The organism is Thermosulfurimonas marina, assembly GCF_012317585.1.
GTDB lineage: Bacteria > Desulfobacterota > Thermodesulfobacteria > Thermodesulfobacteriales > Thermodesulfobacteriaceae > Thermosulfurimonas_A > Thermosulfurimonas_A marina.
On record NZ_CP042909.1, the window covers coordinates 517,687 to 541,464 of the forward strand.

At 62.1% G+C, this 23,778-nt stretch carries 22 protein-coding genes; 17 read left to right on the forward strand and 5 right to left on the reverse strand.

Features of this window, described 5'->3' with window-relative positions:
- Positions 1-45 precede the first annotated feature (45 nt).
- The 5 genes from FVE67_RS02750 (at position 46) to kdsB (ending at position 6,220) form a co-directional block, all read left to right on the forward strand.
- On the forward strand, positions 46-1,596 hold the full coding sequence (locus FVE67_RS02750; protein WP_168719140.1) for a sigma-54 interaction domain-containing protein: 1,551 nt from the start codon (positions 46-48) through the stop codon (positions 1,594-1,596).
- A gap of 2 nt (positions 1,597-1,598) precedes the next feature.
- Complete coding sequence (locus tag FVE67_RS02755; RefSeq protein ID WP_168719141.1) at positions 1,599-2,804, forward strand: tRNA nucleotidyltransferase/poly(A) polymerase-related protein; 1,206 nt, start codon at positions 1,599-1,601, stop codon at positions 2,802-2,804.
- A gap of 1 nt (position 2,805) precedes the next feature.
- On the forward strand, positions 2,806-3,540 hold the full coding sequence (locus FVE67_RS02760; protein WP_168719142.1) for a SagB/ThcOx family dehydrogenase: 735 nt from the start codon (positions 2,806-2,808) through the stop codon (positions 3,538-3,540).
- On the forward strand, positions 3,537-4,511 hold the full coding sequence (locus tag FVE67_RS02765) for a glycosyltransferase family 9 protein (protein ID WP_168719143.1): 975 nt from the start codon (positions 3,537-3,539) through the stop codon (positions 4,509-4,511). Before FVE67_RS02760 ends, FVE67_RS02765 begins: the two co-directional genes overlap by 4 nt.
- A gap of 980 nt (positions 4,512-5,491) precedes the next feature.
- Complete coding sequence (gene kdsB / locus FVE67_RS02770) at positions 5,492-6,220, forward strand: 3-deoxy-manno-octulosonate cytidylyltransferase (RefSeq protein WP_168719144.1); 729 nt, start codon at positions 5,492-5,494, stop codon at positions 6,218-6,220.
- 45 nt (positions 6,221-6,265) lie between these two features.
- Here the strand turns inward: kdsB and FVE67_RS02775 are convergent, their stop codons facing one another.
- Positions 6,266-6,661 (reverse strand): Hsp20/alpha crystallin family protein, encoded by a 396-nt coding sequence (locus FVE67_RS02775; protein ID WP_210534636.1) that lies wholly within the window; start codon positions 6,659-6,661, stop codon positions 6,266-6,268.
- 25 nt (positions 6,662-6,686) lie between these two features.
- The gene (locus tag FVE67_RS02780; protein ID WP_168719145.1) at positions 6,687-7,145 is read right to left on the reverse strand and encodes an Hsp20/alpha crystallin family protein; all 459 of its coding nucleotides are present in this window, start codon (positions 7,143-7,145) and stop codon (positions 6,687-6,689) included.
- A gap of 126 nt (positions 7,146-7,271) precedes the next feature.
- Here FVE67_RS02780 and FVE67_RS02785 point away from each other — a divergent pair, with 126 nt between their 5' ends.
- Complete coding sequence (locus FVE67_RS02785) at positions 7,272-8,117, forward strand: glycosyltransferase family 2 protein (RefSeq protein WP_168719146.1); 846 nt, start codon at positions 7,272-7,274, stop codon at positions 8,115-8,117.
- Here FVE67_RS02785 and lon read toward each other — a convergent pair.
- Complete coding sequence (lon, locus tag FVE67_RS02790) at positions 8,085-10,466, reverse strand: endopeptidase La (RefSeq protein ID WP_168719147.1); 2,382 nt, start codon at positions 10,464-10,466, stop codon at positions 8,085-8,087. The genes FVE67_RS02785 and lon overlap by 33 nt on opposite strands.
- 80 nt (positions 10,467-10,546) lie before the next feature.
- Between lon and recG the strand changes: the two genes are divergently transcribed.
- Genes recG through FVE67_RS02825 form a run of 7 tightly spaced genes read left to right on the forward strand, consistent with a single transcriptional unit; the run spans position 10,547 to position 17,484 of the window.
- Positions 10,547-12,964: an ATP-dependent DNA helicase RecG gene (recG, locus tag FVE67_RS02795; RefSeq protein WP_168719148.1), complete on the forward strand. Its 2,418-nt coding sequence runs from the start codon at positions 10,547-10,549 to the stop codon at positions 12,962-12,964.
- Positions 12,964-14,253 (forward strand): homoserine dehydrogenase, encoded by a 1,290-nt coding sequence (locus tag FVE67_RS02800; RefSeq protein ID WP_168719149.1) that lies wholly within the window; start codon positions 12,964-12,966, stop codon positions 14,251-14,253. The genes recG and FVE67_RS02800 overlap by 1 nt, the downstream gene beginning before the upstream one ends.
- Before the next feature lie 14 nt (positions 14,254-14,267).
- Entirely contained in the window at positions 14,268-14,729 is a 462-nt protein-coding gene (locus FVE67_RS02805) for a chemotaxis protein CheD (RefSeq protein WP_168719150.1), read from the forward strand.
- A complete protein-coding gene (locus tag FVE67_RS02810; protein ID WP_168719151.1) occupies positions 14,726-15,592 on the forward strand; it encodes an HDOD domain-containing protein in 867 nt (288 codons plus the stop codon). Before FVE67_RS02805 ends, FVE67_RS02810 begins: the two co-directional genes overlap by 4 nt.
- Positions 15,589-16,821, forward strand: coding sequence for a mechanosensitive ion channel family protein (locus tag FVE67_RS02815; protein WP_168719152.1), 1,233 nt, complete (start codon positions 15,589-15,591; stop codon positions 16,819-16,821). Before FVE67_RS02810 ends, FVE67_RS02815 begins: the two co-directional genes overlap by 4 nt.
- On the forward strand, positions 16,791-17,273 hold the full coding sequence (locus FVE67_RS02820; protein WP_168719153.1) for a hypothetical protein: 483 nt from the start codon (positions 16,791-16,793) through the stop codon (positions 17,271-17,273). Before FVE67_RS02815 ends, FVE67_RS02820 begins: the two co-directional genes overlap by 31 nt.
- Positions 17,266-17,484, forward strand: a complete 219-nt coding sequence (locus FVE67_RS02825; RefSeq protein ID WP_168719154.1) for a hypothetical protein — start codon at positions 17,266-17,268, stop codon at positions 17,482-17,484. The genes FVE67_RS02820 and FVE67_RS02825 overlap by 8 nt, the downstream gene beginning before the upstream one ends.
- Here the strand turns inward: FVE67_RS02825 and FVE67_RS02830 are convergent.
- Complete coding sequence (locus tag FVE67_RS02830) at positions 17,420-18,712, reverse strand: endonuclease Q family protein (protein ID WP_210534637.1); 1,293 nt, start codon at positions 18,710-18,712, stop codon at positions 17,420-17,422. The genes FVE67_RS02825 and FVE67_RS02830 overlap by 65 nt on opposite strands.
- A 72-nt stretch (positions 18,713-18,784) precedes the next feature.
- Between FVE67_RS02830 and mqnC the strand changes: the two genes are divergently transcribed.
- From mqnC to FVE67_RS02850, 4 genes are read left to right on the forward strand one after another with little or no spacing between them, the layout of a single operon-like run.
- Complete coding sequence (gene mqnC, locus FVE67_RS02835) at positions 18,785-19,837, forward strand: cyclic dehypoxanthinyl futalosine synthase (RefSeq protein ID WP_168719155.1); 1,053 nt, start codon at positions 18,785-18,787, stop codon at positions 19,835-19,837.
- On the forward strand, positions 19,837-21,051 hold the full coding sequence (locus FVE67_RS02840; protein WP_210534638.1) for an amidohydrolase family protein: 1,215 nt from the start codon (positions 19,837-19,839) through the stop codon (positions 21,049-21,051). The genes mqnC and FVE67_RS02840 overlap by 1 nt, the downstream gene beginning before the upstream one ends.
- Complete coding sequence (locus FVE67_RS02845) at positions 21,038-21,841, forward strand: menaquinone biosynthetic enzyme MqnA/MqnD family protein (protein ID WP_168719157.1); 804 nt, start codon at positions 21,038-21,040, stop codon at positions 21,839-21,841. Before FVE67_RS02840 ends, FVE67_RS02845 begins: the two co-directional genes overlap by 14 nt.
- A gap of 3 nt (positions 21,842-21,844) precedes the next feature.
- The gene (locus tag FVE67_RS02850; protein WP_168719158.1) at positions 21,845-22,549 is read left to right on the forward strand and encodes a ubiquinone/menaquinone biosynthesis methyltransferase; all 705 of its coding nucleotides are present in this window, start codon (positions 21,845-21,847) and stop codon (positions 22,547-22,549) included.
- On the opposite strand, the gene FVE67_RS02855 is transcribed toward FVE67_RS02850, so the two are convergent.
- Positions 22,530-23,744, reverse strand: coding sequence for an aminotransferase class I/II-fold pyridoxal phosphate-dependent enzyme (locus tag FVE67_RS02855; RefSeq protein WP_168719159.1), 1,215 nt, complete (start codon positions 23,742-23,744; stop codon positions 22,530-22,532). The genes FVE67_RS02850 and FVE67_RS02855 overlap by 20 nt on opposite strands.
- Positions 23,745-23,778: the final 34 nt, after the last annotated feature.

Consider the following 23,778-nt stretch of genomic DNA (forward strand, 5'->3'; position numbering starts at 1 on the left):
AAGTTTTCTTTTACAAGATTGTAAGGATGGACCTTTTTGATGGGTATGTCCCAGCAGAGCCTGGAGGAGATCACCACCCTTTACGAGATCGCCAGCACCCTGGCCAGCACCCTGGAGCTGCGCGAGGCCCTGGAGCGCACGCTTTCCGTATTGGCCGAACGCTTTAAGCTCAAACGGGGGACCATCACCATTTTCAACCCCCGCACCGGAGAGATTCAGATCGAAGTGGCTCACGGGCTTTCGGAGGAGGCCCGGCGGCGGGGACGCTACCGGCCCGGGGAGGGGATCACCGGGGAGGTAGTGGCCACCGGACAGCCCATCATCGTGCCCCAGATCAGCGAGGACCCCCGTTTTCTGAACCGGACCCGCAGCCGGGACGAGAGGGAAAAACGCGAGCTTTCCTTCCTCTGTGTGCCTATCAAGAGCGGGGGGCGGGTCCTGGGGACCCTTTCCGTGGACCGGCCGGCGGCCGACGTGGCCGAACTCTCCGAGGACCTGCGGCTGCTCACCATCGTGGCCGGGCTCCTGGCCCAGACCGTGGCCAAGCTCCAGGCCCTGGAAGAGGAACGGGCCCGGTTGCTCGAGGAAAATCTGCGTCTCAAAAACGAGCTCCGGGAAAAATTCCATCTGGAAAACTTTGTGGCCACCTCCTCCCGGATGCAGGAAGTGTTGGAGATGATCGACCGGGTGGCGGCCAGCCCGGCCACGGTGCTTTTGCGCGGGGAGTCCGGAACCGGAAAGACCCTCATCGCCCGGCTCCTCCATTACAATAGCCCCCGGGCCGAGGGGCCTTTTGTGGTGGTCCCCTGCACGGCTATCCCCGAGGGGCTTCTGGAGAGCGAACTTTTCGGCTACGAGAAAGGGGCCTTCACCGGGGCGGCCTCCCGCAAGATTGGCCTCATGGAAAAGGCCCACGGGGGAACCCTTTTTCTGGACGAAATCGGGGACCTTCCCCTTCCCATCCAGGCCAAGCTTCTTCATGCTATTCAAGAAAAGGAGTTCTACCGGCTGGGGGGCACGGAGCCCCTCCGAGTGGACGTGCGCCTGATTGCCGCCACCAACCGCAATCTGGAGGACCTGGTGGCCAAGGGCCTTTTCCGCGAGGACCTCTACTACCGACTTTCGGTCTTTCCCATCTACCTTCCTCCTCTCCGGGAAAGACCTACGGACATCATCCCTCTGGCGGAGCATTTTTTGGAAAAGTACTGCACCCTTTACCAAAAAAAGATCAAGAGGCTCTCCTCCCCGGCCATCGACCTTCTCATGCAATATCACTGGCCGGGAAATGTGCGGGAGCTGGAAAACGCCATCGAGCGGGCGGTCCTCATCTGTGATGAAGAAGTTATCCGGAGCTATCATTTGCCCCCGAGTCTGCAAACCGCTCAGAGTTCCGGCACTCGGGCCCGCATGAGTCTGTCCGAGGCCGTAGAGAAGGTGGAAAGGGAATTGATCGTGGAGGCCCTCAAGGAGACCCGAGGCAATCAGACCCAAGCGGCCAAGCTCCTGGGCACCACCCTGCGGGTCCTCAATTACAAGATCAAAAAATACGGACTCGATCCCCGGAGCTTTCGACCCCCGAGAACAAAGCACGCCTGAAGATGCCCGAACAACTGGAACTCTTTCCGGAATACGCTCCGCCCAAGCCCCGGATTGTTCCGCGGTCGGAGCACCCCATCTCCCGCAAGATGATCTCCCGCGAGGCCCTCAAGGTCCTCTACCGCCTGCATGATGCCGGCTATCTGGCCTATCTGGTGGGAGGGAGCGTGCGCGATCTCCTCCTGGGCCTCACTCCCAAGGACTTCGATGTGGGGACCGACGCCCGCCCGGAGGAGATCCGACGCCTTTTCCGGGCCAGCCGCATCATCGGCCGACGTTTTCGCCTGGTACACGTCTACTTTCGCGGAGGAAAGTTCGTGGAAGTGGTCACCTTCCGCGGTCCGGAGGCCGCGGAAGAGGAAGGCCAGGAAGAGATTTACGGCACCCCGGCCGAGGATGCCTTCCGGCGCGACCTCACCATCAACGCCCTCTTTTACAACATTGCCGACTTCACCCTCATCGATTATGTGGGAGGTCTGGAGGACCTGCGTCAAGGGATCATCCGGGTTATCGGGGACCCCAACCTGCGCTTCACCCGAGACCCGGTGCGCATGCTGCGGGCCATAAGACACGCGGCCCGGGCCGGTTTTGAGATTGAACCCCGCACCTGGGAGGGCATCCTGCGGCACCGGGAGAAGATCCGCCTGGCCTCCCCCTACCGTCTGAGGGATGAGTGGCTCAAGGATGTGACCGGGGGCTGGGCCGAGCCCTGGTTGAACCTCATGCTCAAGAGCGGGCTCTTCCGAGAGATCTTCCCCTCCTACCAGAGGGTCCTCCTGGATTTCCCTCCCTTAAAAGGATTCCTCTCTCGGCTCCTGCGCCGGGCCGACCGCCTCTTAGAAGAGGGCCGTCTCTCCCCGGCCGGGGCCCTCACCCTTTTCCTTTACCCTTATCTTCTTTCCGGAGACGGCCTGGAGGCCCCTCGCCAGCCGCGCCGGCCTACCCGACAGGTGGAAAGGCGGCTGCTCGAGATCCTGGGCTCCTACAAGTTTTGCAAGGAACTCTTTGCCGACACCCTCACTCTGCTTTCCGCCCTCCTTTACTATCGCTATTTCGCCCTCAAGGAGAAGGCCCCGCCCAAAAAACTCACGCGCAAGAGTTACTTTCCAGAACTTCAGGTCCTGGCCGAAGTCATCTTTTCCGAGGAACGGGAATTCTTTAAACTGGAAGTAAGATCTCGGCGCCGCAAGCGGCGTCGGAGGGCCTAAAATGCCGGACTATCGCCGCTCCTTGGGTTTTACCTTTCTAGAAGGGACCAAGCTCCGCTGGGAGGACCTTTTTCGGGAACGGGAGGAGATTGCCCCGGCCCCCTATTTCAAGAGTTATCCCCAGGCCCCGCAGGTGCCTCTCCCCCGGGTCCGCCCTCCGGCCGCGGATCTTTTTGAAGTGCTGGCCCGCCGACGCAGCGAGCGCATCTACGCCCGCAGGACCCTGACCCTAGAAGAACTTTCCCTCCTCCTCTGGGCGGCCCAGGGGGTTACCGCCCGGGCCGGCCGTTACCTCCTGCGCACCGCCCCCTCGGCCGGGGCCCTCTACCCCATCGAAACCTATCTTTCCGCACACCGGGTGGAGGGCCTGGAGCCCGGACTCTATCATCTGGAGATCGAGACTTGGTCGCTGGCTCAACTCTCCCGCGGGAACTTCGGCCCGGAGATCAAAGAGGCCGCCCTGGGACAGGGCTTCTGCGAGACCGCCGCGGCGGTCTTCGTCTGGTCCGCCGTGCCCCGTCGAACTATGGCCAAATACGGGAGCCGCGGCCTGCGCTACATCTTTCTGGATGCCGGCCACCTCTGCCAGAATATGCTTCTGGCCGCCGAAGCCCTGAAGCTTGCCGCCTGTCCGGTAGGGGCCTTCCTGGATGAGGCCCTGAACGAGATCTTCGGTCTGGACGGAGAAGAGGAAACGGTCATTTATCTGGCCACCGTGGGCCATCCGGGGCGATGATCGCCCTCTGGCACGAAGGAGCCCTGGGAGATCTCCTCCTTTCCCGACTGGCCATAGCCTTTCTGGCCCGGAAAGAGCCGGCGATCCTTTTCGCCCGGAGCGAGGCTCGCGTGCTCTACCAGAAGGCCGGACTGGTGACCCAAAGCTTCTCTACCGAGACCCCTTTCCGAAAGATTCAACCCCAAAGGGTCTATTTTTTTAGCCGGACCGAGGCCCCACGGGCCTATTTGGAAAGGCTTTTTTTCGGGACGGATCTCCTCCGGGTCCCTACCCTCCCCCAGACCCGGCACCACCTGGCCCTTTTTCAGCTGGCCGCCGCAGGGGGCTCCCTTGAGGAGGTCCGCGGGGCCCTCCTCCTCCGCCCCTCGGACTTTCGGCCTCGCCCCGCCTATCTCCTGGTGCACCCAGGCTCCGGGGGACGGAGCAAGTGTTATCCCCCGCAGGACCTGCGCCAGGCCCTGGCTGAACTTTCCGGCCTTCCCGTAAAGGTCATCCTGGGGCCGGCCGAGGAGGACCTGGCCCCGCTCTTTCAGGAGTTCAATCCGGTGTTAAGTCGCTCCATGGAGGAAGCCCTTTCGGCCCTCTCTCGGGCCCGGGCCTTCGTGGGAAACGATTCCGGACTCACCCACTTGGCTGCAGCCCTGGGAGTGCCCACCCTAGCCCTCTTTGGGCCCACCGATCCCGCCCTCTGGGCCCCTTTCGGAGGACGGGTCCGGGTGCTTTGCCCCTTTGAGGCCCTGACCCCCCAAAGATTGGCCCGGGAAATGGCGGACTTTTTCAGTACCACTCCCAGGTGGGTTGCCCGGAAGGAGGCGTCCCTCCCCCCGAAGGAGGAGCCACCGGGGGTTGATACCCCCCGCTTGGCGGAGCCGTGGGGGGCTGGGGGACCGGAGTCCGGGCCACCGAGGGACTTTGGGGAGCTGACCCTCCTGGGGGTGGAGGTGGTGGCGGTGGAGGAGGCACCTCACTGAGCTTGACCTCTTTTTCCTTCTTGCCGAAGGGCCAGAGCTTGGAAAGGACTCGGCGGAAAAGGCCTTTCTTTTTCGGAGGGGCCGCGGCCGGACTCTGGACCACCGCCTGAGGGGGAGCGGCCGGAGGCTGAGAGGTGGCCTGAGGTTGAACCGTAGAAGGGGGCTTCACCGGAGGGAGACTTTCTTCCTCCGGAGGATAATCCGGCCACTGATCCACGTCGGCATAGGTGGTGGGAGGGACTCCGGAACGGCGGGTGCTCTGGGGGGCCGAAGCCGGAGGAACAACCGAGGGGGAAGCCCCCGCTGGAGGGGAAGGAGTCGGAGGGAGGCTCACCAGTTTTTCGGGATGCATCCGGGCCGGGGAAGGAGGCGACGGGGGCGCCGGGGGAGAAGGGGACAAGGCCTTGGCCGAAGGAGCCACGGCCACCGCCTCCTGAGGGGTGGCCTTTCCTAATAAGATGTAATCCCGGGAGCGCCGGGCAAACTCCGCCAGAGTGGGAATGACCTGCCCTAGACCCTGAACCTGCGTGTAAAGGGTGATCGGGGGCCGCTTTTCCCTTACCGGAAGGAGTTCGGCATCCACACTCACTTCCTGCCCGAACACACTCACGCTTCCGAAAAGGACGTAGTCCGCCCCCAGTTTCTCCCCCAGGGCCCGGGCCTTCTCCCGGGTAAGGGGTTCCCCCAGTTCCGCGAGGGCCTTCTGCACCAGGGCCGGATCCACGGTCTCTACCTGGCTCGGGGCAAAGAGCCGGGTGGTAAGCATATCCTGGATCCCCTCCCGCACGTAGGAGAGATCCCCTGGGGCGTTCACCTTGAAGGGGACCACGGCCACCTTCTTGGGAGAGGCCGCCCAGAGAGGGGCCACCGAGAAACAAAGACCGAGCAAGATCCCGATTAAATAGCGCATTTCCCTTCTCCCTTCCCCTGATTAAACTTGAGTTAAGCATTCCTGAAAGCCTACGTCAAGGAGGAAACCCATGCGCATCGTGGGTATCATCCCCGCCCGCTACGGTTCCACCCGTTTTCCCGGAAAACCCCTGGCCGAACTCTGGGGAAAACCCCTCATCCAGCATGTGTGGGAAAGGGCCCGGGCCGGTCGCCTCCTGGATGAGGTGGTGGTGGCCACCGACGACGAACGCATCCTGCGCACGGTAGAGGGCTTTGGGGGAAAGGCCCTCCTCACCTCCCCCGAACACACCTGCGGCACGGAGCGCCTGGCGGAGGCGGCCCGACTCCTGAAACTGGCCGACGAGGACCTGGTGGTGAATATTCAGGGAGACCAACCCCTGGTAGCCCCCGAGGCCCTGGAAGAACTGGTGCGGCCCCTTCTCCTTTCCTCGGAAATCCCCATGGCTACCCTGGCCGTGCCCTTCGAAAATCCGGAAGACCTAAAAGATCCCAACCGGGTAAAAGTGGTGGTGGACCGAGAAGGACGGGCCCTCTATTTTTCCCGGGCCCCCATTCCCTACTTCCGTCCTCCGGGTCCGGCCCCCCGCTACCTGAGGCACATCGGCCTTTACGCCTATCGCCGGGAATTTCTGGACCTTTTCGTGAAGCTTCCGCCCGGGGAGCTGGAAAGGGCCGAAAAGCTGGAACAGCTGCGGGCCTTAGAGAACGGCTACCCCATCGCCGTGAGCATCACCCCTTACGAATGCCCGGAGGTGGACACCCCGGAGGACCTGGAAAGGCTAAAGGCCTTAAGCTGAGGGGGCCCTTCCCTCGCGCGGGGGAAGGGCCCCGCGGACCCGATCTTAACCCGCCACCTTGATCTCGATCTTCCTGGGCTTTTCGGTCTCCAGTTTAGGGATAAAAAGCCTGAGCACCCCGTGCTTGACCGTGGCCTCGATCTTTTCCTGGTCAAACTCCGGCCCCAGGGTGAAGGCCCGGAAATACTCCCGTCCTCGGACCTCTACATAGTCCGGCCGCACCTCCTCTCCCGGAACTTCGGCAATCTCTCCCCGCAGATAGAGCACGTTGTCTTCCACGCGCACATCTAGGGTCTCCGGGCCCACCCCGGGCATATCCGCCACCAGGATTACCCCTTCATCGGTCTCATAGACATCCACCGGAGGGACCATCGCCCGGGCCCGCCGACGGGCCTCGGGACGGGTCTCCTCCCGCCGGGCAATTTCCTTCCTCTCCGCCATGGCCCCTCACCTCCTTTCCTGAATTTTAAGCGGCCTTAACCTCGATCTTGCGTCCGCGCCGTTCGGCTTTTTTGGCAATGCGCACCACAATGATCCCGTTCTTATACTCCGCGCTCACCTCCGAGGGATCCACCGACTCCGGAAGAGAAATCACCCGAGAGAACCGACCGGAAAAACGCTCCCGCCGTACATACCTTTCGGGCCGCACCTCCTCCACTCCCAAGGCCTCCTCCGCCTGACGCTCCCCGGAAATGGAAAGGAGATTCCCTTCGAGTGAAAGGTCTATCTTTGCGGGATCCATTCCCGGGGCGAAGACATAGACCAGGACCTCGTTTTCCGTCTCCCCCACATTGATCCTCGGATAAACCTCCTCGCCCCGCAGGGTCCGGAAGGGGCTCACCCACTCGAAAAGCCGATCCAACTCCTCCTGCAGGCGCTCAAACTCCCGAAAAGGATCCCATTCCCAGGTCCAATTAATGGCCATAATATCACCTCCTTTACCAAAATTTCGGATTACCCTCCGCTTTTAACTTCTTTCTTTTTAAATCTTCCAAAAGGAAAGATAAGTCTTGCAAAGGGCAAGGCAAGGGGTAAAATGGAGGCGAACTCCATGAAGGGCCCTTTGGTCTCGGTCATTCTGCCCACCTTCAACCGGGCGCGCTTTCTGGGAGAGGCGCTTGAGTCCGTATTTTCTCAGACCTATCGGCCGCTGGAAGTCATTGTGGTGGATGAGGCTTCGGCGGATGAGACCCCCTGGGTGGTCTCTCGCTTTCCGGTGATCTATGTCCGCCGGCCGGTGAGGAAAGGACCGGCGGCAGCCCGCAACCGGGGGCTGCGTCTCTGCCGGGGAGAGCTGGTCTCCTTCTTGGATAGCGACGACCTCTGGCTGCCGGAAAAGGTGGCCCGCCAGGTGGCCTTCCTCAGGGAGCACCCGGAGGCCGTGGCTGTGCAACCGGAGGAGATCTGGATCAAAAACGGGCGCCGGGTGGCCCCCCAGCGGAAGCACCGCAAACCCCACGGCTACTTTTTCCACCGTGCGGTAAAGCTTTGTCTGGTCTCCCCCTCCGGGGTGATGCTCCGGCGCAGGGTGCTGGAGGAAATTGGTTTTTTTGACGAAGAATTTCCGGTTTGTGAGGACTACGAACTCTGGTTGAGGCTTGCGGCCCGTTATCCGGTTTATCTCCTTCCCGAGCCCCTGGTCCTCAAGCGGGGAGGCCACGGGGATCAGCTTTCCCGCACCCCGGGGCTGGACCTCTGGAGGGCCAAGGCCTTGGCCAAAGTTCTTCGGGATCCCGCCCTCTCTCCGGAGATGCGCCTTATGGCCCTGGCCGAGGCCCGGCGAAAGCTCGAAATCTTCCGGCGCGGGGCCCTGAAACACGGAAATCTCGGGGGTCTCTTTGAGGCCGCGCGCCTGGAAAGGAAACTACTTCTTCCCCTGGGCCTTCCGGCCCCTTGAACGGCGCCGGGGACGCCAGTCGGGGAAAACCAGAGGGAAGATCTCCTCCATGCGGGAGACGAAGTGGAATTGAAGGCTCTGGCGGACCTCTTCCGGGATCTCGGCAAGATCCTTACGGTTCTCTTTGGGGAGGATGACCTCCTTTAGGCCGTAGCGCCGGGCGGCCAAGACCTTTTCCTTGATCCCTCCCACGGGAAGGACCAGGCCCCGGAGGGTGATCTCTCCGGTCATAGCCACCTCCGGGCGTACGGTGCGTCCGGTAAGAAGGCTTACCAGGGCGGTAACGATGGTCACCCCGGCACTGGGTCCGTCCTTGGGAACGGCCCCGGCCGGAACATGGATATGAAAATCGGCGTTCTCAAAGACTGTGGGATCGATCCCGAAATCTTCGGCCCGCGAACGCACATAGGAGAAGGCGGCCTCGGCGCTCTCCCGCATGACCTCTCCCAGTTGTCCGGTGAGAATGAGCCGCCGGTTTCCGGGCATACGGGCCACCTCCACGAAAAGGATCTCCCCTCCCACCGGGGTCCAGGCCAGGCCCACGGCCACCCCGGGGACCCGCACCCGCTCGGCCACCTCCGGAAGATACTTCGGTGGGCCGAGATAATCTTCGAGATTCTTGAGGGAGACCCGTTCGGAGGAGAGTTCTCCTTCGGCGATCTTTAAGGCTACGGCCCGACAAACGGCCCCGATCTCCCGTTCCAATTGCCGCACTCCGGCCTCCCGGGTGTAATGAGTGATGATCCGGCGCAAGGCGGCCTCGCTGATCTTAAGCTGCGAGGCCCGCAGGCCGTGTTCTCTAAGCTGGCGGGGCAGGAGATAGCGCCGGGCAATGTGGATCTTTTCCTCCTCGGTGTAGCCGGGGATCTCGATGATCTCCAGGCGGTCCCGCAGAGGAGCGGGAATGGTGTCGATCACGTTGGCGGTGGCGATGAAGATTACTCGGGAAAGATCGAAGGGGATTTCCAGGTAGTGATCGGAAAACTCCCGGTTTTGTTCGGGGTCCAGGACCTCCAGGAGGGCCGCGGCCGGGTCCCCGCGGAAGTCCATCCCGATCTTGTCGATCTCGTCGAGCATGAGGACGGGGTTGTTCACCCCCACCCGGCGCAGGGCCTGGAGGATACGTCCGGGCATGGCCCCCACATAGGTGCGCCGGTGTCCCCGGATCTCGGCCTCGTCCCGCACCCCGCCCAGGGAGATGCGCCAGAACTTGCGCCCCAAGGCCCGGGCGATGGAGCGCCCCAGACTGGTCTTTCCCACCCCTGGAGGCCCCAGAAAACAAAGGATAGGACCCTTGGCCTCCGGGTTGAGCTTGCGCACCGCTAGATATTCCAGGATGCGCTTCTTGACCTTTTCCAGATCGTAATGGTCCTCATCCAGGATGCGTTCGGCCTCCTTGAGGTCCAGGTGATCCTCCGTGGACTCCAGCCAGGGAAGCTCCAAGAGCCAATCCAGATAGTTGCGGATGACCGTATACTCAGCCGAAGCCGGATGCGTCCGGGAGAGTTTCTGAAGTTCGCGCTCGGCCTCCCGGCGCACGGCCTCGGGAAGGGCTTTCTTTTCCAGACGTTCCCGGAGTTCCTCTACCTCGGCCTCCAGGCCCTCGGTCTCCCCTAACTCCTTGCGGATGACTTTGAGCTGCTCCCGCAGATAGTACTCCTTCTGGGCCTTTTCCATCCGGTCGCGCACCTCGGCCTGGATGCGCTGCCCCAGTTCCAAGACCTCGAGTTGTTCGGCCAGAAGACGTGCCGCCCGGTGAAGCCTTTCTTTCACCTCCAGGGTCTCCAGCAGGGCCTGCTTTTCGGCATGGGGGACATTGAGATGGGCCACGGAAAGATCGGCGAGCATCCCCGGGTCCTCCAGGTTCTCCACCAGGCCCCGCAGCTCACTCGGAAGATAGGGGGATAGCTCCACGATGCGGGAGAACATCTGACGGATGTTGATGGCCAGGGCCTCCACCTCCCGGTCCGGGACCAGGGTCTCGGAAAGGAGGCGCACCCGGGCCAGGAGGTAGGGGTCCCGCTTGAGAAAGTCCAGGATTTCGGCCCGGTTGAGTCCCTGGACCACGATGCGCACCCGGTCGAGCTCCACCCGGCTGGCCCGCAGAATAAGGCAGAGGGTCCCCACCCGGAAAAGCTCCTTTTCTTCCGCGCGAGGATCCTTAACCCCCACCACCAGGACCAGCCGGTCCCGGGAAAGGGCCTCCTCCACCGCCCGAAGAAGACCGGGCTCGGTAAGGACAAAGGGGACGATCATATGGGGAAAGACCACAGCATCGCTGGGAATGACCGGCACCTCCCGGATCTCATCTGGGGGAACCGGAAGCCCCTCCTTCTTTTCCTCGGTCATGGACCACCTCCTTTACCGAGCCTTCTACCGGGGAAGATAAGCTCGAAAATCGTCCTTACAATCGTTAAAATTTGGAAAGCATGTCCGAGGAGCTTAAGGTCTGGCGGGAGAGATTTCGCCGGCCGCTTCTTTTTGCGGCCCGCAAGGACTTTGCCCTTCTTCCCAAGGTAAAAGACCTGGAAGCCACCCTGAGGAAACTCCTTTCCGAGGCTCCAGAGACCCTTGAGGAGGGTCTTCGCTCCCTTCTGGAAGAAAAGCTGGGCGGACTTGAGGGCCTCCCTCTGGAGGAAAAGAAGGCCCGCATTTCTGAACTGCTGGCGCTCACCGAGGACTTAAGGGAAGCCCCTTCCGAAGACTTTCCGCCCTATCCCGACCCCGAGGACTACGAGAGGCTTCGGGAGGAACTGCGCACCCCGGTCCAATATGTAAAGGGTGTAGGGCCCAAGCTTGCGGCCCGACTGGCCACCCGGGGCATCCATACCGTGGAAGACCTCCTTTACTTCCTCCCCCGGGCCTATGAGGACCGGCGACGCATAATCCCTATTCGAGAGCTCCGGGCCGGGCAGCGGGCGGTGGTCCAGGGGGAAGTGGTGCTTTCCGGTCCGGTACAATTCAAGCGCCGCCGGGTTTACGAGGCCCTGATCTCTGACGGCACCGGGGTCCTGGCCCTCAAGTGGTTTCATTTCCGGGAGGGGCTGCTCAAGGAGATCTTCCGGCCCGGAACAAGGGTCATCGTCTCGGGGGAGGTCTCCCGTTTTGGGGGGCGCTTCGAAATAGTGCATCCGGAGATCGAAAATCCCGAAGACCCGGCCCTGGATCTCCATGTGGGGCGCATCCTTCCGGTCTATCCCGCCATTGAGGGGGTCTCCCCCAAGGTCCTGCGGCGTATCGTGCGCGAGGCGGTGGAAGGCTATGCCCCTTATCTGGCAAGCTTCATTCCCCCGGAGATCCTCCGCCGCCGAGGTCTTCTTCCCCTTTCCGAGGCCCTAAAACGGCTCCATTTTCCCCCGGAAGACGCGGATCTTGAGGCCTTAAATCGCGAACGCAGTGTATATCACCGGAGCCTGGCCTTTGACGAATTCTTTTTTCTGGAGCTGGCCCTGGGCCTTAGACGCTCGCGCCTGGCCCGGGCCCCGGGAATCGCCTTCCGGACCGAAGGCCGTCTCCTGAGGGATTTCTTGGCCAAGCTCCCCTTCCGGCTCACCCGGGCCCAGGAGCGGGCCCTCAAGGAGATCCTGCGGGACATGGCCAAGCCCTATCCCATGAATCGGCTCCTTCAGGGGGATGTAGGCTGCGGGAAGACGGTGGTGGCCTTTCTGGCGGCCCTTACGGCCATCGAAAACGGCTATCAGGTGGCCCTGATGGCCCCTACGGAGATCCTGGCCGAACAGCACTACACCGGCTTCCGGGAACTCTGCGGCCTGGCCGGGGTGGAGGCGGCCCTCCTTACCGGAGGGCTTCCCCCCTCCCGGAAACGGGAGGTCAAGCAGGCCCTGGCCCGGGGACACCTCCAGATGATCATCGGCACCCACGCCCTTTTCCAGGAGGACGTGGAGTTCAAGCGCTTGGGGTTGGTGATCATCGACGAGCAGCACCGCTTTGGGGTCCTCCAGCGGGCGGCCCTGCGGGAGAAGGCCCGGGGGGTCTCCCCGGACACCCTGGTCATGACCGCCACCCCCATCCCTCGCACCCTGGCCCTCACCCTTTACGGGGATCTCGAGGTCTCCCTCATTGACGAAATGCCCGCGGGACGCAAGCCGGTAAAAACCCTCCTTTTCCAGGCCCGGGAGCGGGCCAAGGCCTATGCCTTGGTACGGGAGGAGATCCGGAAGGGACACCGGGCCTATGTAGTGCTTCCCCTTATCGAGGAATCGGAAAAACTGGACCTCCTTTCGGCCACGGAATGGGCGGAAAAGCTCCAGAAGGAGGTCTTTCCGGATCTCCGGGTGGGGCTTCTTCACGGGCGCTTAAGCCCCCTGGAAAAGGAAAGGGTGATGCGGGCTTTCAAGCGGGGAGATCTGGATATCCTGGTCTCCACCACGGTGATCGAGGTGGGGGTGGATGTCCCCGAGGCCACGGTCATGGTCATCGAGCACGCCGAGCGCTTTGGCCTCTCCCAGCTTCACCAGTTGCGGGGTCGGGTAGGACGCAGCGAACGCCAGTCCTATTGCCTTCTTATCGCCCATGAGGTATCACCGGGAAGTGAGGCCTGGCGGAGGCTCAGAGTGCTCACGGAGACCACGGACGGTTTCCGGATCGCCGAAGAGGATCTACGTATCCGCGGACCGGGGGAATTTCTGGGGACTCGGCAACACGGGTACCTGGAGTTCCGGAGGGCGGACATGATCCGGGACTATGACGTGCTTCTGGCCGCCCGGGAGGAGGCCTTCCAGCTGCTCGAGGAAGACCCGGATCTTTCTCGGCCGGAGCACCGGATCCTCCGGAAGATCCTCGCCGAGCGCTGGGCCGAGCGTTTGCACCTTTCGGAGGTGGCCTGATGCAGGAGATAGGAATCGGTCTTCTGGGGTTGGGGACCGTGGGAAGCGGCCTGGTGCGGCTTCTGGAGAAAAACGGCGAATTTTTGGCCCGAAAGACCGGAATTCGTCTGCGCCTTCGGCGCATCCTGGTGCGGGACCCGGAAAAACCCCGGGGGGTCTCTGTGTCCCGAAAGCTCCTCACCACGGACTTTGAAGAAATCCTTTCCGACCCCGGGATCCAGATCGTGTGCGAACTTATGGGAGGCCTGGAGCCAGCCCGCACTTATATCCTGCGCGCGCTTAAGGCCGGAAAATATGTGGTCACCGCCAACAAGGCCGTGCTTTCCACTTACGGACCGGAGGTCTTCGCCGCGGCCGAGGCCCGGGGGGTGGGGCTCTTTTTTGAGGCCGCGGTGGGCGGCGGGGTGCCCATCGTGAAGGCCCTGCGGGAGAGCCTTTCGGCCAACCGCATCCGGCGCCTTACGGCCATCGTAAACGGCACCTGTAACTACATCCTGACCCGGATGACCGAAGAGGGTCTGCCCTTTTCCGAGGCCCTGCGCGAGGCCCAGGCCCGGGGCTTTGCCGAGGCCGACCCCCAGCTGGACGTCTCCGGGGCGGACTCCGCCCACAAGCTGGCCATCCTGGCCACCCTGGCCTATGGAGGTTTCCTCCCTGCGGAAAAGGTCTACACCGAGGGCATTGAAACCCTGGAGCCTCTTGACATTCAGTTTGCCCGAGAGTTGGGCTTGGTGCCCAAACTCTTGGCCATCGGAAGAGAAGAGGACGGTCGGGTAGAGGTACGGGTGCATCCCACCCTGGTGCCGGAGACCCATGTGCTGGCCTCGGTTCGGGAGGCTTACAATGGTTTTCTTCTGGAAGGAGATTTTGTGGGGTCGGTCCTCCTTTACGGCCTGGGGGCCGGGGGGGAGCCTACGGCCAGTGCGGTGGCGGCCGATCTGCTGGATGCGGCCCGATTTCTCCAGGCGGGGGCCCGGCCGGGGCCCATCCTCTTCCGGGACCGACCGCTCGAGATCAAACCCCTGGCCGAAGTAGAAAGCCGCTACTATTTTCGCTTTTCGGCTGTGGATCGCCCGGGAGTGCTTTCCAAGATCTCCGGGATCCTGGGGGCCTACGAAATCAGCATCGCCTCGGTGATCCAGAAGGGTCGGGAAGAGGGGGGGCCGGTGCCCATCGTCATGCTCACCCACGAGGCCCGGGAAGCCTCCGTAAGGCAGGCCCTTTCGGAGATCGACCGGCTGGAGGTGGTCACCGCCCCCACCCGGGTATTGCGTATCCTCGAAGACTAGGGCATGATAAGTTTATGAAGGTCTTGCAGGGACGCTGGGCGGTAGTGCGGGGAGAGGAGCCCTTGGAGACAGACCCTCTGGGGGCCTGTGTGGCCCTGGTGCTCCTTGATCAAGAGAGGGGGGTGGCCGGACTTCTCCATTATATGCTTCCCGAAAAAGGAGACCTGGAAACCCCCTCCGGGGCCCCGGGTTTTTTCGCCAGCGAAGGGATCCCGGCCCTGATCAAGGAATTTCAGGCCCAGGGAGGGGACCCCTTTCGGGCCCGGGTGGTCGTGGTGGGGGCAGGCCGTTTCAAGAAGGCCCCCAAGGCCTTGGATCTGGGCTCCCGGAACGCCGCCGCGGCCCGCTTTTACCTCAAACGTCTGGGCTTAGAGCCCCAAATAGAAAGAGTGGGAGGGATTGAGCCCCGAAGGGTCCGGGTCTCGCTTAAGGAAGGCCTCGTAGTCTACACCTTTGATCAGCCGGAGGTCCTGTGAACCAAGGTTCAGGTCTCGCCGCGGTCCTAGACCAGATATTCGAAAAATTAGACCGGATCCCCAATTTTCCGGAAACGGCCCAGAGGGCCCTCCGGCTCCTCCAGAACGAGGAGATAGACTTCCGGGAGCTCGAACGCATCGTGCGACACGATGCGGCCATCACGGCCAACTTTCTCAAGCTGGTCAACTCCGCGGCCTTCGGCCTTCCGCGCAAGGTAAACACCCTGCTTCAGGCCTTCTCCCTCCTGGGGATCAACCAGATCAAGTTCGTCCTCATTGCCTCCTGTCTAGGCCAATACCTCAAGGAACCCATCAAGGGCTATAACCTTACCCCGGAAGAGATCTGGACCCATTCCCTGGCCTGCGGGCTTATGTCCGAGGCCCTGGCTCGGAGGGCCGGGCTCCATCGGCCGGAAAACCTCTTTACCGCGGCCTTGCTCCACGACATCGGAAAAATCGTGATCCATCTCTATGTGGAAGGCGAGCTGGAAAATTTACAGCAGGTCCTGCGGGAAAACCCGGAGCTCACTTTTATGCAGGCGGAATGGATGGTCCTGGGGGCGGACCATGGGATCGTAGGGGCGGAACTTCTACGCCGCTGGGAATTCCCCAAGGAGGTCTATTTCGCCGTAAGGGCCCATCACGACGAAAGTCTCATGCTAGAGAGTCGCCTCGCCGCCCTTACCGCCCTCTCTAATGCCCTGGTCAACCTCATGGGCCTGGGCACCGGAGTGGACGTCTTTGCCTATCATCTGCCGGAAGAGTTGCTCAAGGCCGCGGGGGTCTCGGAAAAGGACCTCTATCCCGCCATTGTGGAGACCTTCGAGAAAACGGAAGCCCTCAAGGCCAGTCTCTTTTCATGAACCGGGTGTCCCTCCCCGAGGAGCTGGTCCTTTTAGGAAAGGTCCTTCTCCTTCTGGGCCTTTCCTGGTTTTCCTTTTGGATCACCCGCAGGCTTCTGGTGCGTTTTATTCACCGGATCGCCGAACGTTCCCGGACGGATCTGGACGACCTTCTGGTGAAACACGGGGTCTTTTCGGCCCTGGCCTATCTGGTGCCCCTGGCCATAGTTTATTATGGGGCGGCCCTCCTTCCCCCGGCCCGGAGTTTCCTCTCCCGGGCGGTGGAGGTGGCCCTGGCCCCGGTGGCGGCCCTGATTATAACCCGAGGCCTTTCCGTACTCCTTGAACTTTATAATCGTCTCCCCTTCGCCCGCCGACACCCCATCCGAGGCTATATTCAGATCGTAAAATTTCTGATCTGGCTTTCGGCGGGGATCGTGGCCGTCTGCACCCTCCTGGATCGCTCCCCCTGGGGACTCCTTTCCGGACTCGGGGCCCTAAGCGCCATCCTCATCCTGGTCTTCCGCAACACCATCCTCTCCTTCGTGGCCAGTATCCAGATCATCGGCCAGGACCTTATCCGCATCGGAGACTGGATCGAGGCCCCCCAGTTCGGGGCCGACGGCGAGGTCATAGAGATGACCCTCTACAACGTCCTGGTCCAGAACTGGGACAAGACTATTGTCTCCATCCCCACCTACCGCTTAATGGAGGAATCCTTCAAGAACTGGCGCGGCATGGAAAGGGCCGGGGGCCGCCGTATCAAGCGCCACCTCCTGGTGGATCAGTCCTCGGTGAAATTTCTGGAGGGCGAGCTCCTGGAACGCCTGAGGCGGGTCCACCTTCTGAAAGATTATCTGGAAAATAAACTCCGGGAGATCGAGGAGTGGAACCGCAGGATGGGGATCGACACCGCGGCCTCACCACTCAACGGCCGCAGGCTCACCAACCTGGGGACCTTCCGGGTCTATATCGAAGAATACCTCAAGGCCCATCCCCTGATCCGCAAGGATATGACCCTGATGGTGCGACACCTCCAGCCCACCTCTGAGGGACTCCCGCTCGAGATCTACTGTTTTGTGGCGGACACCCGCTGGGTGCCCTATGAAAGGGTCCAGGCGGATATCTTTGACCACATCCTGGCCGCGGCCCCGGAGTTCGAACTCCGAGTCTTCCAGAAACCCACGGGCTTCGACCTCAAGGAGGCCCTCTCCGGAAAGTGTTCTACGAAAAGGTCTTCCGCGAACTGAACGCCCGCGGCGTCCGCTACGTGGTGGTGGGCGGCGTAGCCCTGGTCCTCCACGGGATAATCCGTTTAACTGCGGACCTAGACCTCATCGTAGATCTCTCCCCAGAAAATCTCCGCCTTTTCTTGGAAACTTTAAAAAGTTTAGGTTTTCGTCCGCGCCTCCCTATAACCTTGGAGGAGATCCTTGATCCCGAAAAGCGAAGCCTCTGGCGAAGAGAAAAAAATCTGGTCATGATAAGTTTTTACCATCCACAAAATCTGCTCTATCAGGTAGACTTCTTTGCGGAGGAGCCTCTACCCTTTACCGAAATCGCCCAAAAAATAATATGGAAAGAGGCTCGCGATATAAAAATCCCCGTGGCCTCTAAAGAATTGCTTAAGAAGCTGAAAACCCTCTCCGGAAGACCTCAGGACCTGAAAGACTTGGAGGCCTTGGAGGATCTCGATGAGTAAAGAGCCCTTCACCTTCAAGCCCGATCCGGAGACCCTCCGGCGGTTTCGGGAGGCTTCCCCGGCCGAAAGGCTGGAATGGCTAGAGGAGGCCTGGCGCTTCATCCTCAAGACCGTTCCCCGGGAAAAACTGGAGCGCTGGCTGTCGCTCAGAAGAGGCTCTGCTGGCGCAGGTTCTCTGCCGGCTCCTCACCGGAGTCCTCGCCAAAGATAGAGACCACCCCGTAGACCCCGTCATAGCCCGGACGCACATAGAGCCGCCCCTCTCGCACCCGGCGAATCCCCTCAAGGATCCTCTCCGGCACAAATTCCTCCAGTTCGGCCAGCGGTCTTTCCAGAAGAAGGGCAAACTCGCTTCCCCCAAGGCCTACCAGCTGGCGATAGGTCTTTTTCACCCGCTTACTCTGCACCCCCACTCCCAGGGCCTCGGCAATGATCTCCTCCAGAGGCACCAGATGCACGGAAAGGGGTTTTCCCGGCGGGCGGAAACCCTCCGGGCGGTCGGCCAGCTCCTCCACCCGGTGCATGACCCCTACGGTGAGCTCCCCTCCGCAGACCGGACACTTCCCTCCATGGGCCCGGGTCTCCGCCGGAGAGAAGAGGACCCCGCAGGCCCGGTGACCGTCGAAGTGGTATTTCCCCTCCTCCGGATAAAACTCCACGGTAAAGGCCAAATTCCCGCTCTTGAGGGCCCGGAGAATCTCCGGATAGCTCATGGGATACCAGAAGGCGTTGGCCTCCCGACCCAATTTGGCCGGAGAATGAGCGTCGGAATTGGAAACCAGGGTGAAACGATCCAGGGCCGAGATCCGCCAGTTCATCTCCGGGTCCGAGGAAAGGCCGGTCTCTAAGGCCCAGATGTGCTCACTTTCCTCCTCGAAACACTCCTCCACAGAATCAAAGCCTGAAAAGGACCCAAAAAGGGAATACCAGGGGGTCCAGGCGTGGGCCGGGATCACGGCAATCTCCGGGGAGATCCCCCGCAGGAGGCGGACCACCTCCCGGGCCGGGGTCCCCAGGGTGGGCCGACCGTCGGCGGAAAGATCCCCCAGCCGGGAAAGGGCCAGGTTAATCTCCCGCACCACCTCCAAAGAGGGGGCCAGAAGCAGAAGATGCAGGCGCCGATTCCCCTTTCCCCTCCAGGAAAAGATCAGGGAAATTTCGGCCGAAAGGATAAAACGGGGACCCTCCGGGTCTTCCCGAAAGACATAGAGCCCCTCTTCGGGGGCGGCCTCAAGATATTCCCCAAGCTCGCGAAAGTATTCCGGGTGGGTAAAATCCCCGGTGCCCACCAGGCCCAGGCCCTTTTCTCGGGCCACGCGGGAGAGCACCGGCACGGTCATCTCTCGGCTGGTGGCCCGGCTGAAGCGGCTGTGGACATGGAGATCCGCGAGATAGAACTTTCCGAACCACTCCTCCGGCGGCCATTCATTCGCCTTCACGTTGACGCCCCCTTTGGCCCGAGGTTAAATGCTATCTAACCGGAGGTCTTTCCTCCGTGCAAGGGATTTCCCATGGATCAGGTGGTGGAAAAAATTTTAGCCGGTGAGCGCCTGGGCCGGGAGGAGGCCCTGGGCCTCTTTGAGAGAGATCTCTTTGAACTCGGGGAACTGGCCCGGGAGGTGCGCCGGAGGCTACACCCCGAACCCCTGGTGACCTACATTGTGGACCGCAACATCAACTACACCAACATCTGTGTCTCGGGATGCAAGTTCTGCGCCTACTATCGCCCTCCGGGAGACCCTCAGGGCTACGTCCTTTCCTTTGAGGAATTGGCCCGCAAGGTGGAAGAGACCCTGGCCCTGGGGGGCTACCAGATCCTCCTTCAGGGTGGCCTCCATCCGGACCTTCCCCTTTCCTTTTACGAGGAAATGCTTTCTTTCCTTAAGGAGCGTTTCCCGGAGGTGCACGTGCACGCCTTCTCTCCTCCGGAGATCATCTTCTTTTCCCGGCGGGAGGGGCTTTCGGTGGAGGAGGTCCTCCGGAGGCTGATAGCCGCTGGGCTCGATTCCATCCCCGGAGGGGGGGCGGAAATCCTGGTGGACCGGGTCAGACAGCGGATCTCCCCCCATAAATGCTCGGCGGAGGAATGGCTTTCGGTAATGCGCACCGCCCACCATCTGGGCCTTAAAACCACCGCCACCATGATGTTCGGACATATCGAAACCTTGGAGGATCGGGTGGAACACCTCCTGCGCCTCCGGGAGCTTCAGGATGAAACCGGAGGCTTTACGGCCTTTATCCCCTGGCCTTTTCAGCCCGGAAATACCGCCCTTTCCGTTCCTAAGGCCACCCCGGTGGAATATCTGAAAACCCTGGCTATTTCCCGGATCGTGCTGGACAATATCTCCAATCTCCAGGCCTCCTGGGTGACCCAGGGGCCCAAGGTGGCCCAGGTGGCCCTGGAATTCGGGGCCAACGATTTCGGAAGCACCATGATTGAGGAGAATGTGGTGGCCGCGGCCGGGGTCTCCCATCGTCTTTCCGAGGAGGAAATTCGGCGCCTTATCCGGGAGGCGGGCTATGAACCCCGCCGGCGGCGCATGGATTACACCCTTTTGGAATAATGCAGGAATACCCTCTGGGTTCGAAACCGGTCTTGGTGCGGGCCCCTGTGGTCCTCCCCATGATCTCCCCACCCCTTACCGACGGGGCGGTGCTGGTCAGCGGGGGACGGGTGCGGGAAGTGGGACCCTTCCGGGATCTTCGGCGCACCTTTCGGGGAAAGGTCTTGGACCTGGAAGGAGTGGCCCTTCTTCCGGCCCTGGTGAACGCCCACACTCATCTTGAGCTTTCGGTCTTCCGCTTCCGGCTTACCCCTTCGGGTTCCTTCGTAACCTGGGTGCGCAATCTCATCCGTCAGCGCACCGAGGTGGCCCTTTCCGAGGCCCGTCAGGCCGTAGAGGAGGCCCTGCGCGAACTCTGGAGGGAGGGCGTAGGCCTGGTGGCCGACGTAGGCAATACCGGGCTCACCCTGGGCCTTCTCCGGGAGTCCCCCTTCTATAGCGTCTATTTTCGCGAAATCATCGACTTTAAGGGCGGAACCAATCTCCGGGATTTCGTGAAAGGCCCGGAGGGAGAGCGCATCACCTATTCCCTCTCCCCCCACGCCCCTTACACCGTCTCCCCGGTCCTCATCCAGGCCATAAAGAGTTGGACCCGGAGGGCGGGACGGCCCCTGAGCATCCATGTGGCTGAAAGCCCGGAGGAGTGTGCCTTTCTCAAGGAGGGGGAGGGGCCTTTGCGGGTGCTCCTTGAGGAGCGGGGGCAGATGCCCCCGGGCTTTCGGGCCCCAGGGCTCTCTCCGGTGGCCTATCTCGACCGGTTGGGGGTGCTTGACGAAAGGACCATCTGTGTGCACCTGGTCCAGGCCACCGCTAGCGACCTGGAGATCCTGGCCCAGAGAAGGTCCCGGCCCTGTCTCTGTCCCCGGAGCAACATCTTTTTGGGGGTGGGTCTTCCCCCGCTTCCGGCCATGCTTTCGGTGGGGCTTAAGCCCTGCCTGGGCACGGACAGCCTGGCCAGCAACGACCGACTCTCCATCCTGGCGGAGATGGAGGCCCTGAGGGCGGCCTATCCCGAGGTGGCGCCGGAAAAACTCTTCCTCATGGCCACCCTCTGGGGGGCCGAGGCCCTGGGACGCCCAGATCTGGGCTTTATCGGCCCCGGGGCCCGGGCCGAAATGATCGGCCTTTCCCTTACTCCAGGACGGGGCTCCCCTTGGGAGCGTCTGCTTGAGGGGCCCAAAAAGGTGGAGGTGCGTCTCTATGGCCCGCTTTAGACTGGGGCTCGTGCGTTATCTCAACACCGCGGCCCTGCGCCAGGATCTGGCCTCAAACCTTCCCCCGGAGGTGGAGCTCCTTTACGCCTCTCCGGCAGAGCTGGCCCGAGGGCTCCTTTCCGGAGAACTGGAGGCCGGACTGGTGCCTTCGGTACTTTACGCCCGCCATCCCCAAAAATTCCTTCTCCTTCCTGACCTTTCCATCAGTGCCAGCGGCCGGGTAGGAAGCGTGCTCTTCTTTTACCGCGGAGATCTCCGAGAGCTTTCCGGAAAGACCGTGGCCCTCACCCCGGAGAGCGAGACCTCCGTGGCCCTCCTGCGGATTCTCCTGGAGGATTTTCAGGGCGTTCGTCCCCGATATGTCCGGGGAGGCCCCGGAGGAGGAGCCTGGGGCTATCTGGCCATCGGGGACGAGGCCCTGCGCTTGCGTAAAAGCCCTCCCTTCCCCGGAGTCCTGGATCTGGCCGGGATCTGGATGGAGCGCACCGGACTTCCCTTCGTCTTTGCGGTCCTGGCCCTGCGCCGGGAGGTGCTGGCCGCGGAAAGGGGCACCCTCCGGGAGGTGGCCGGGGCCCTCTATCTTTCCCGGGCCCGGGGAGTTGCGCAGCTTTCCGAGGTGGCCCGCGAGAGACCCCGGGAACTTTCCTTGGAGGAGGCTCAAGCCTATCTCCTGGGCCTGGAGTACGATCTTTCCGGGGTCAAACAGGAGGCCCTGCGGGTCTTTTACCAGCACCTGGCCCGTCGGGGAGAAATCCCTTCGGTGCCGGAATTCCGCTTTGTGGATCTCTGAGGGGTGGAAGAAAAGAAGCGCTTCGTCAAGGACAAGTTCTCCCGGGTGACCCGGCGCTACGACCTGGTCAACCGCCTGGGGAGTTTCGGCCGCGACGCCTTCTGGCGCCGGAAGGCCGCCGAAGAGTTGGCCGGGGTTCCGGGCCCCCTTCTCGACCTCTGCGCCGGGACCCTCCCGTTAGCCCTGGAGCTTGTCCGGCAGAGCCCTCGGAAGGTGGTGGCCCTGGATCTCACCCTGGAAATGCTCCTTTACGGAAGGTGGCGCCTGCGCGAGGATCCCCTCTCCCCTTACCTGGCCTGTGTGGGAGGAGACGCCGAGGCCCTCCCTTTTAAGGACCGGGTCTTCTACGGGGCCACCATGGCCTTCGGGTTGCGCAACCTGGCCCGGCCCCGGAAGGGTCTGGCCGAGATCTTCCGAGTGTTGCGGCCGGGAGGCAAGGTGGTCATTCTGGAATTCAGCCGCCCCCAAAACCCCTTCTTTGCCCCGCTTTATGCCCTCTATCTTCGGTATTTCATGCCCCTTCTCGGAGGAACCCTTACCGGAGATCGGGAGGCCTACCTCTACCTAGCCCGCTCTATTTACGCCTTCGCCTCTCCGGAAGAAGTCCTCTCCTGGATGGCGGAGGTGGGCTTTAAGGAACTTCGGGCCTATCCTTTGACCCTGGGGGTGGTGACCATCTACACCGGCATTAAAGACCGTAGCGCTTGAAGAAGCGGCCCGCAAAATCCGCCAGGCGCTCAAAGGCCCGGGCCAGGACCTCTTCCGGGGGCAAGAAGACCACCCGGAAGTGAGCCGTGCCGGGGAGCTGACCAAAGCCGCTTCCATGGACCACCACCACCCCGGTCTCCAGGATCAGCTCCCGCACAAACTCCCGATCCGAGACCCCGGGGACCTCAATGCGGGGAAAGGCGTAGAAGGCCCCTCGGGGCTTCACACAGGAGATTCCGGGGATCTCGTTGAGCATCTTATAGGTTAGATCCCGGCGTCGGCGGAGTTTTTCCACCACCGGGGGAAGATGGGCCTGGTCTCCCTCCAGGGCCACCGGGATGGCGTACTGCTTGGGATGGCTAGTGGAAAGCCGGGCCCGGGCCAGTTTGTGGATGGCCTCCACATAATCCCGCAAGGCCTCCGCCGGACCGGAGACAATCCCCCAGCCAATCCGGAAACCCGGGGCCAGATAACACTTGGAAAGCCCGTTAAAGGTCACCACCGGGACATCCGGGGCCAGAGCGGCAATGGAGACATGTTCGTCTTCGTCGAAGACCAGTTTGTCGTAGATCTCGTCGGAAAAGATAACTAGGCGGTGGCGCCGGGCCACCTCGGCGATGGCCGCGAGGACCTCCCGGCTGAAGACCGCCCCGGTGGGATTGTTGGGATTGATGAGGACGATCCCCCGGGTGCGTTCGTTCACCCGGGAGGCGATCTCCTCCGGATCGGGCTGCCAGCCCTCCTCCTCGCGCAGGTAATAGGGACGGGCCTCGGCCTCCAACTTGGCCAGGATAGCGGTATAGAGGGGATAGCCCGGAAAGGGCACCAGGACGTTGTCGCCGCTATTTACCAGAGCGGTAAGGGCGAAGTCGATGGCCTCGCTGGCTCCGGTGGTGATGAAGATGTCCACCGGCTCGATCCCCCGACGCCGGGCCTCCCGCCGGATGGCCTCCAGGGCCTCGTCCACCCCGGCCGAGGCTGAATAGCCCGTAAGGTTTTCAAACATGGCCTTACAGGCCGCCTCCACCAGCGGCCGGGGCGTGTAAAAATCATATTGGATGGGATCTCCAATATTCAGGAAGAGGAGTTCTCGGCCCCGACGGGCCGCCTCCTCCGCGGTGAGCACGATGTCCCTTACCGCGTACTCGATCCTTTCCGTGCGCCGGGCCGGTTTTACCGGAGGAAATTCCGCCATGGGACTCACCCTCATCCGAGGTTGAAAGGTGATA

What these genes read in the sequence shown, in the direction of transcription:
- FVE67_RS02750 (WP_168719140.1), top strand. Translation starts at nt 46, where the DNA reads ATGTCCCAGCAGAGCCTGGAGGAGATCACCACCCTTTACGAGATCGCC.
- FVE67_RS02755 (WP_168719141.1), top strand. Translation starts at nt 1,599, where the DNA reads ATGCCCGAACAACTGGAACTCTTTCCGGAATACGCTCCGCCCAAGCCC.
- FVE67_RS02760 (WP_168719142.1), top strand. Translation starts at nt 2,806, where the DNA reads ATGCCGGACTATCGCCGCTCCTTGGGTTTTACCTTTCTAGAAGGGACC.
- FVE67_RS02765 (WP_168719143.1), top strand. Translation starts at nt 3,537, where the DNA reads ATGATCGCCCTCTGGCACGAAGGAGCCCTGGGAGATCTCCTCCTTTCC.
- kdsB (WP_168719144.1), top strand. Translation starts at nt 5,492, where the DNA reads ATGCGCATCGTGGGTATCATCCCCGCCCGCTACGGTTCCACCCGTTTT.
- FVE67_RS02775 (WP_210534636.1), bottom strand. Translation starts at nt 6,661, where the DNA reads ATGGCGGAGAGGAAGGAAATTGCCCGGCGGGAGGAGACCCGTCCCGAG.
- FVE67_RS02780 (WP_168719145.1), bottom strand. Translation starts at nt 7,145, where the DNA reads ATGGCCATTAATTGGACCTGGGAATGGGATCCTTTTCGGGAGTTTGAG.
- FVE67_RS02785 (WP_168719146.1), top strand. Translation starts at nt 7,272, where the DNA reads ATGAAGGGCCCTTTGGTCTCGGTCATTCTGCCCACCTTCAACCGGGCG.
- lon (WP_168719147.1), bottom strand. Translation starts at nt 10,466, where the DNA reads ATGACCGAGGAAAAGAAGGAGGGGCTTCCGGTTCCCCCAGATGAGATC.
- recG (WP_168719148.1), top strand. Translation starts at nt 10,547, where the DNA reads ATGTCCGAGGAGCTTAAGGTCTGGCGGGAGAGATTTCGCCGGCCGCTT.
- FVE67_RS02800 (WP_168719149.1), top strand. Translation starts at nt 12,964, where the DNA reads ATGCAGGAGATAGGAATCGGTCTTCTGGGGTTGGGGACCGTGGGAAGC.
- FVE67_RS02805 (WP_168719150.1), top strand. Translation starts at nt 14,268, where the DNA reads ATGAAGGTCTTGCAGGGACGCTGGGCGGTAGTGCGGGGAGAGGAGCCC.
- FVE67_RS02815 (WP_168719152.1), top strand. Translation starts at nt 15,589, where the DNA reads ATGAACCGGGTGTCCCTCCCCGAGGAGCTGGTCCTTTTAGGAAAGGTC.
- FVE67_RS02825 (WP_168719154.1), top strand. Translation starts at nt 17,266, where the DNA reads ATGAGTAAAGAGCCCTTCACCTTCAAGCCCGATCCGGAGACCCTCCGG.
- mqnC (WP_168719155.1), top strand. Translation starts at nt 18,785, where the DNA reads ATGGATCAGGTGGTGGAAAAAATTTTAGCCGGTGAGCGCCTGGGCCGG.
- FVE67_RS02840 (WP_210534638.1), top strand. Translation starts at nt 19,837, where the DNA reads ATGCAGGAATACCCTCTGGGTTCGAAACCGGTCTTGGTGCGGGCCCCT.
- FVE67_RS02845 (WP_168719157.1), top strand. Translation starts at nt 21,038, where the DNA reads ATGGCCCGCTTTAGACTGGGGCTCGTGCGTTATCTCAACACCGCGGCC.
- FVE67_RS02855 (WP_168719159.1), bottom strand. Translation starts at nt 23,744, where the DNA reads ATGGCGGAATTTCCTCCGGTAAAACCGGCCCGGCGCACGGAAAGGATC.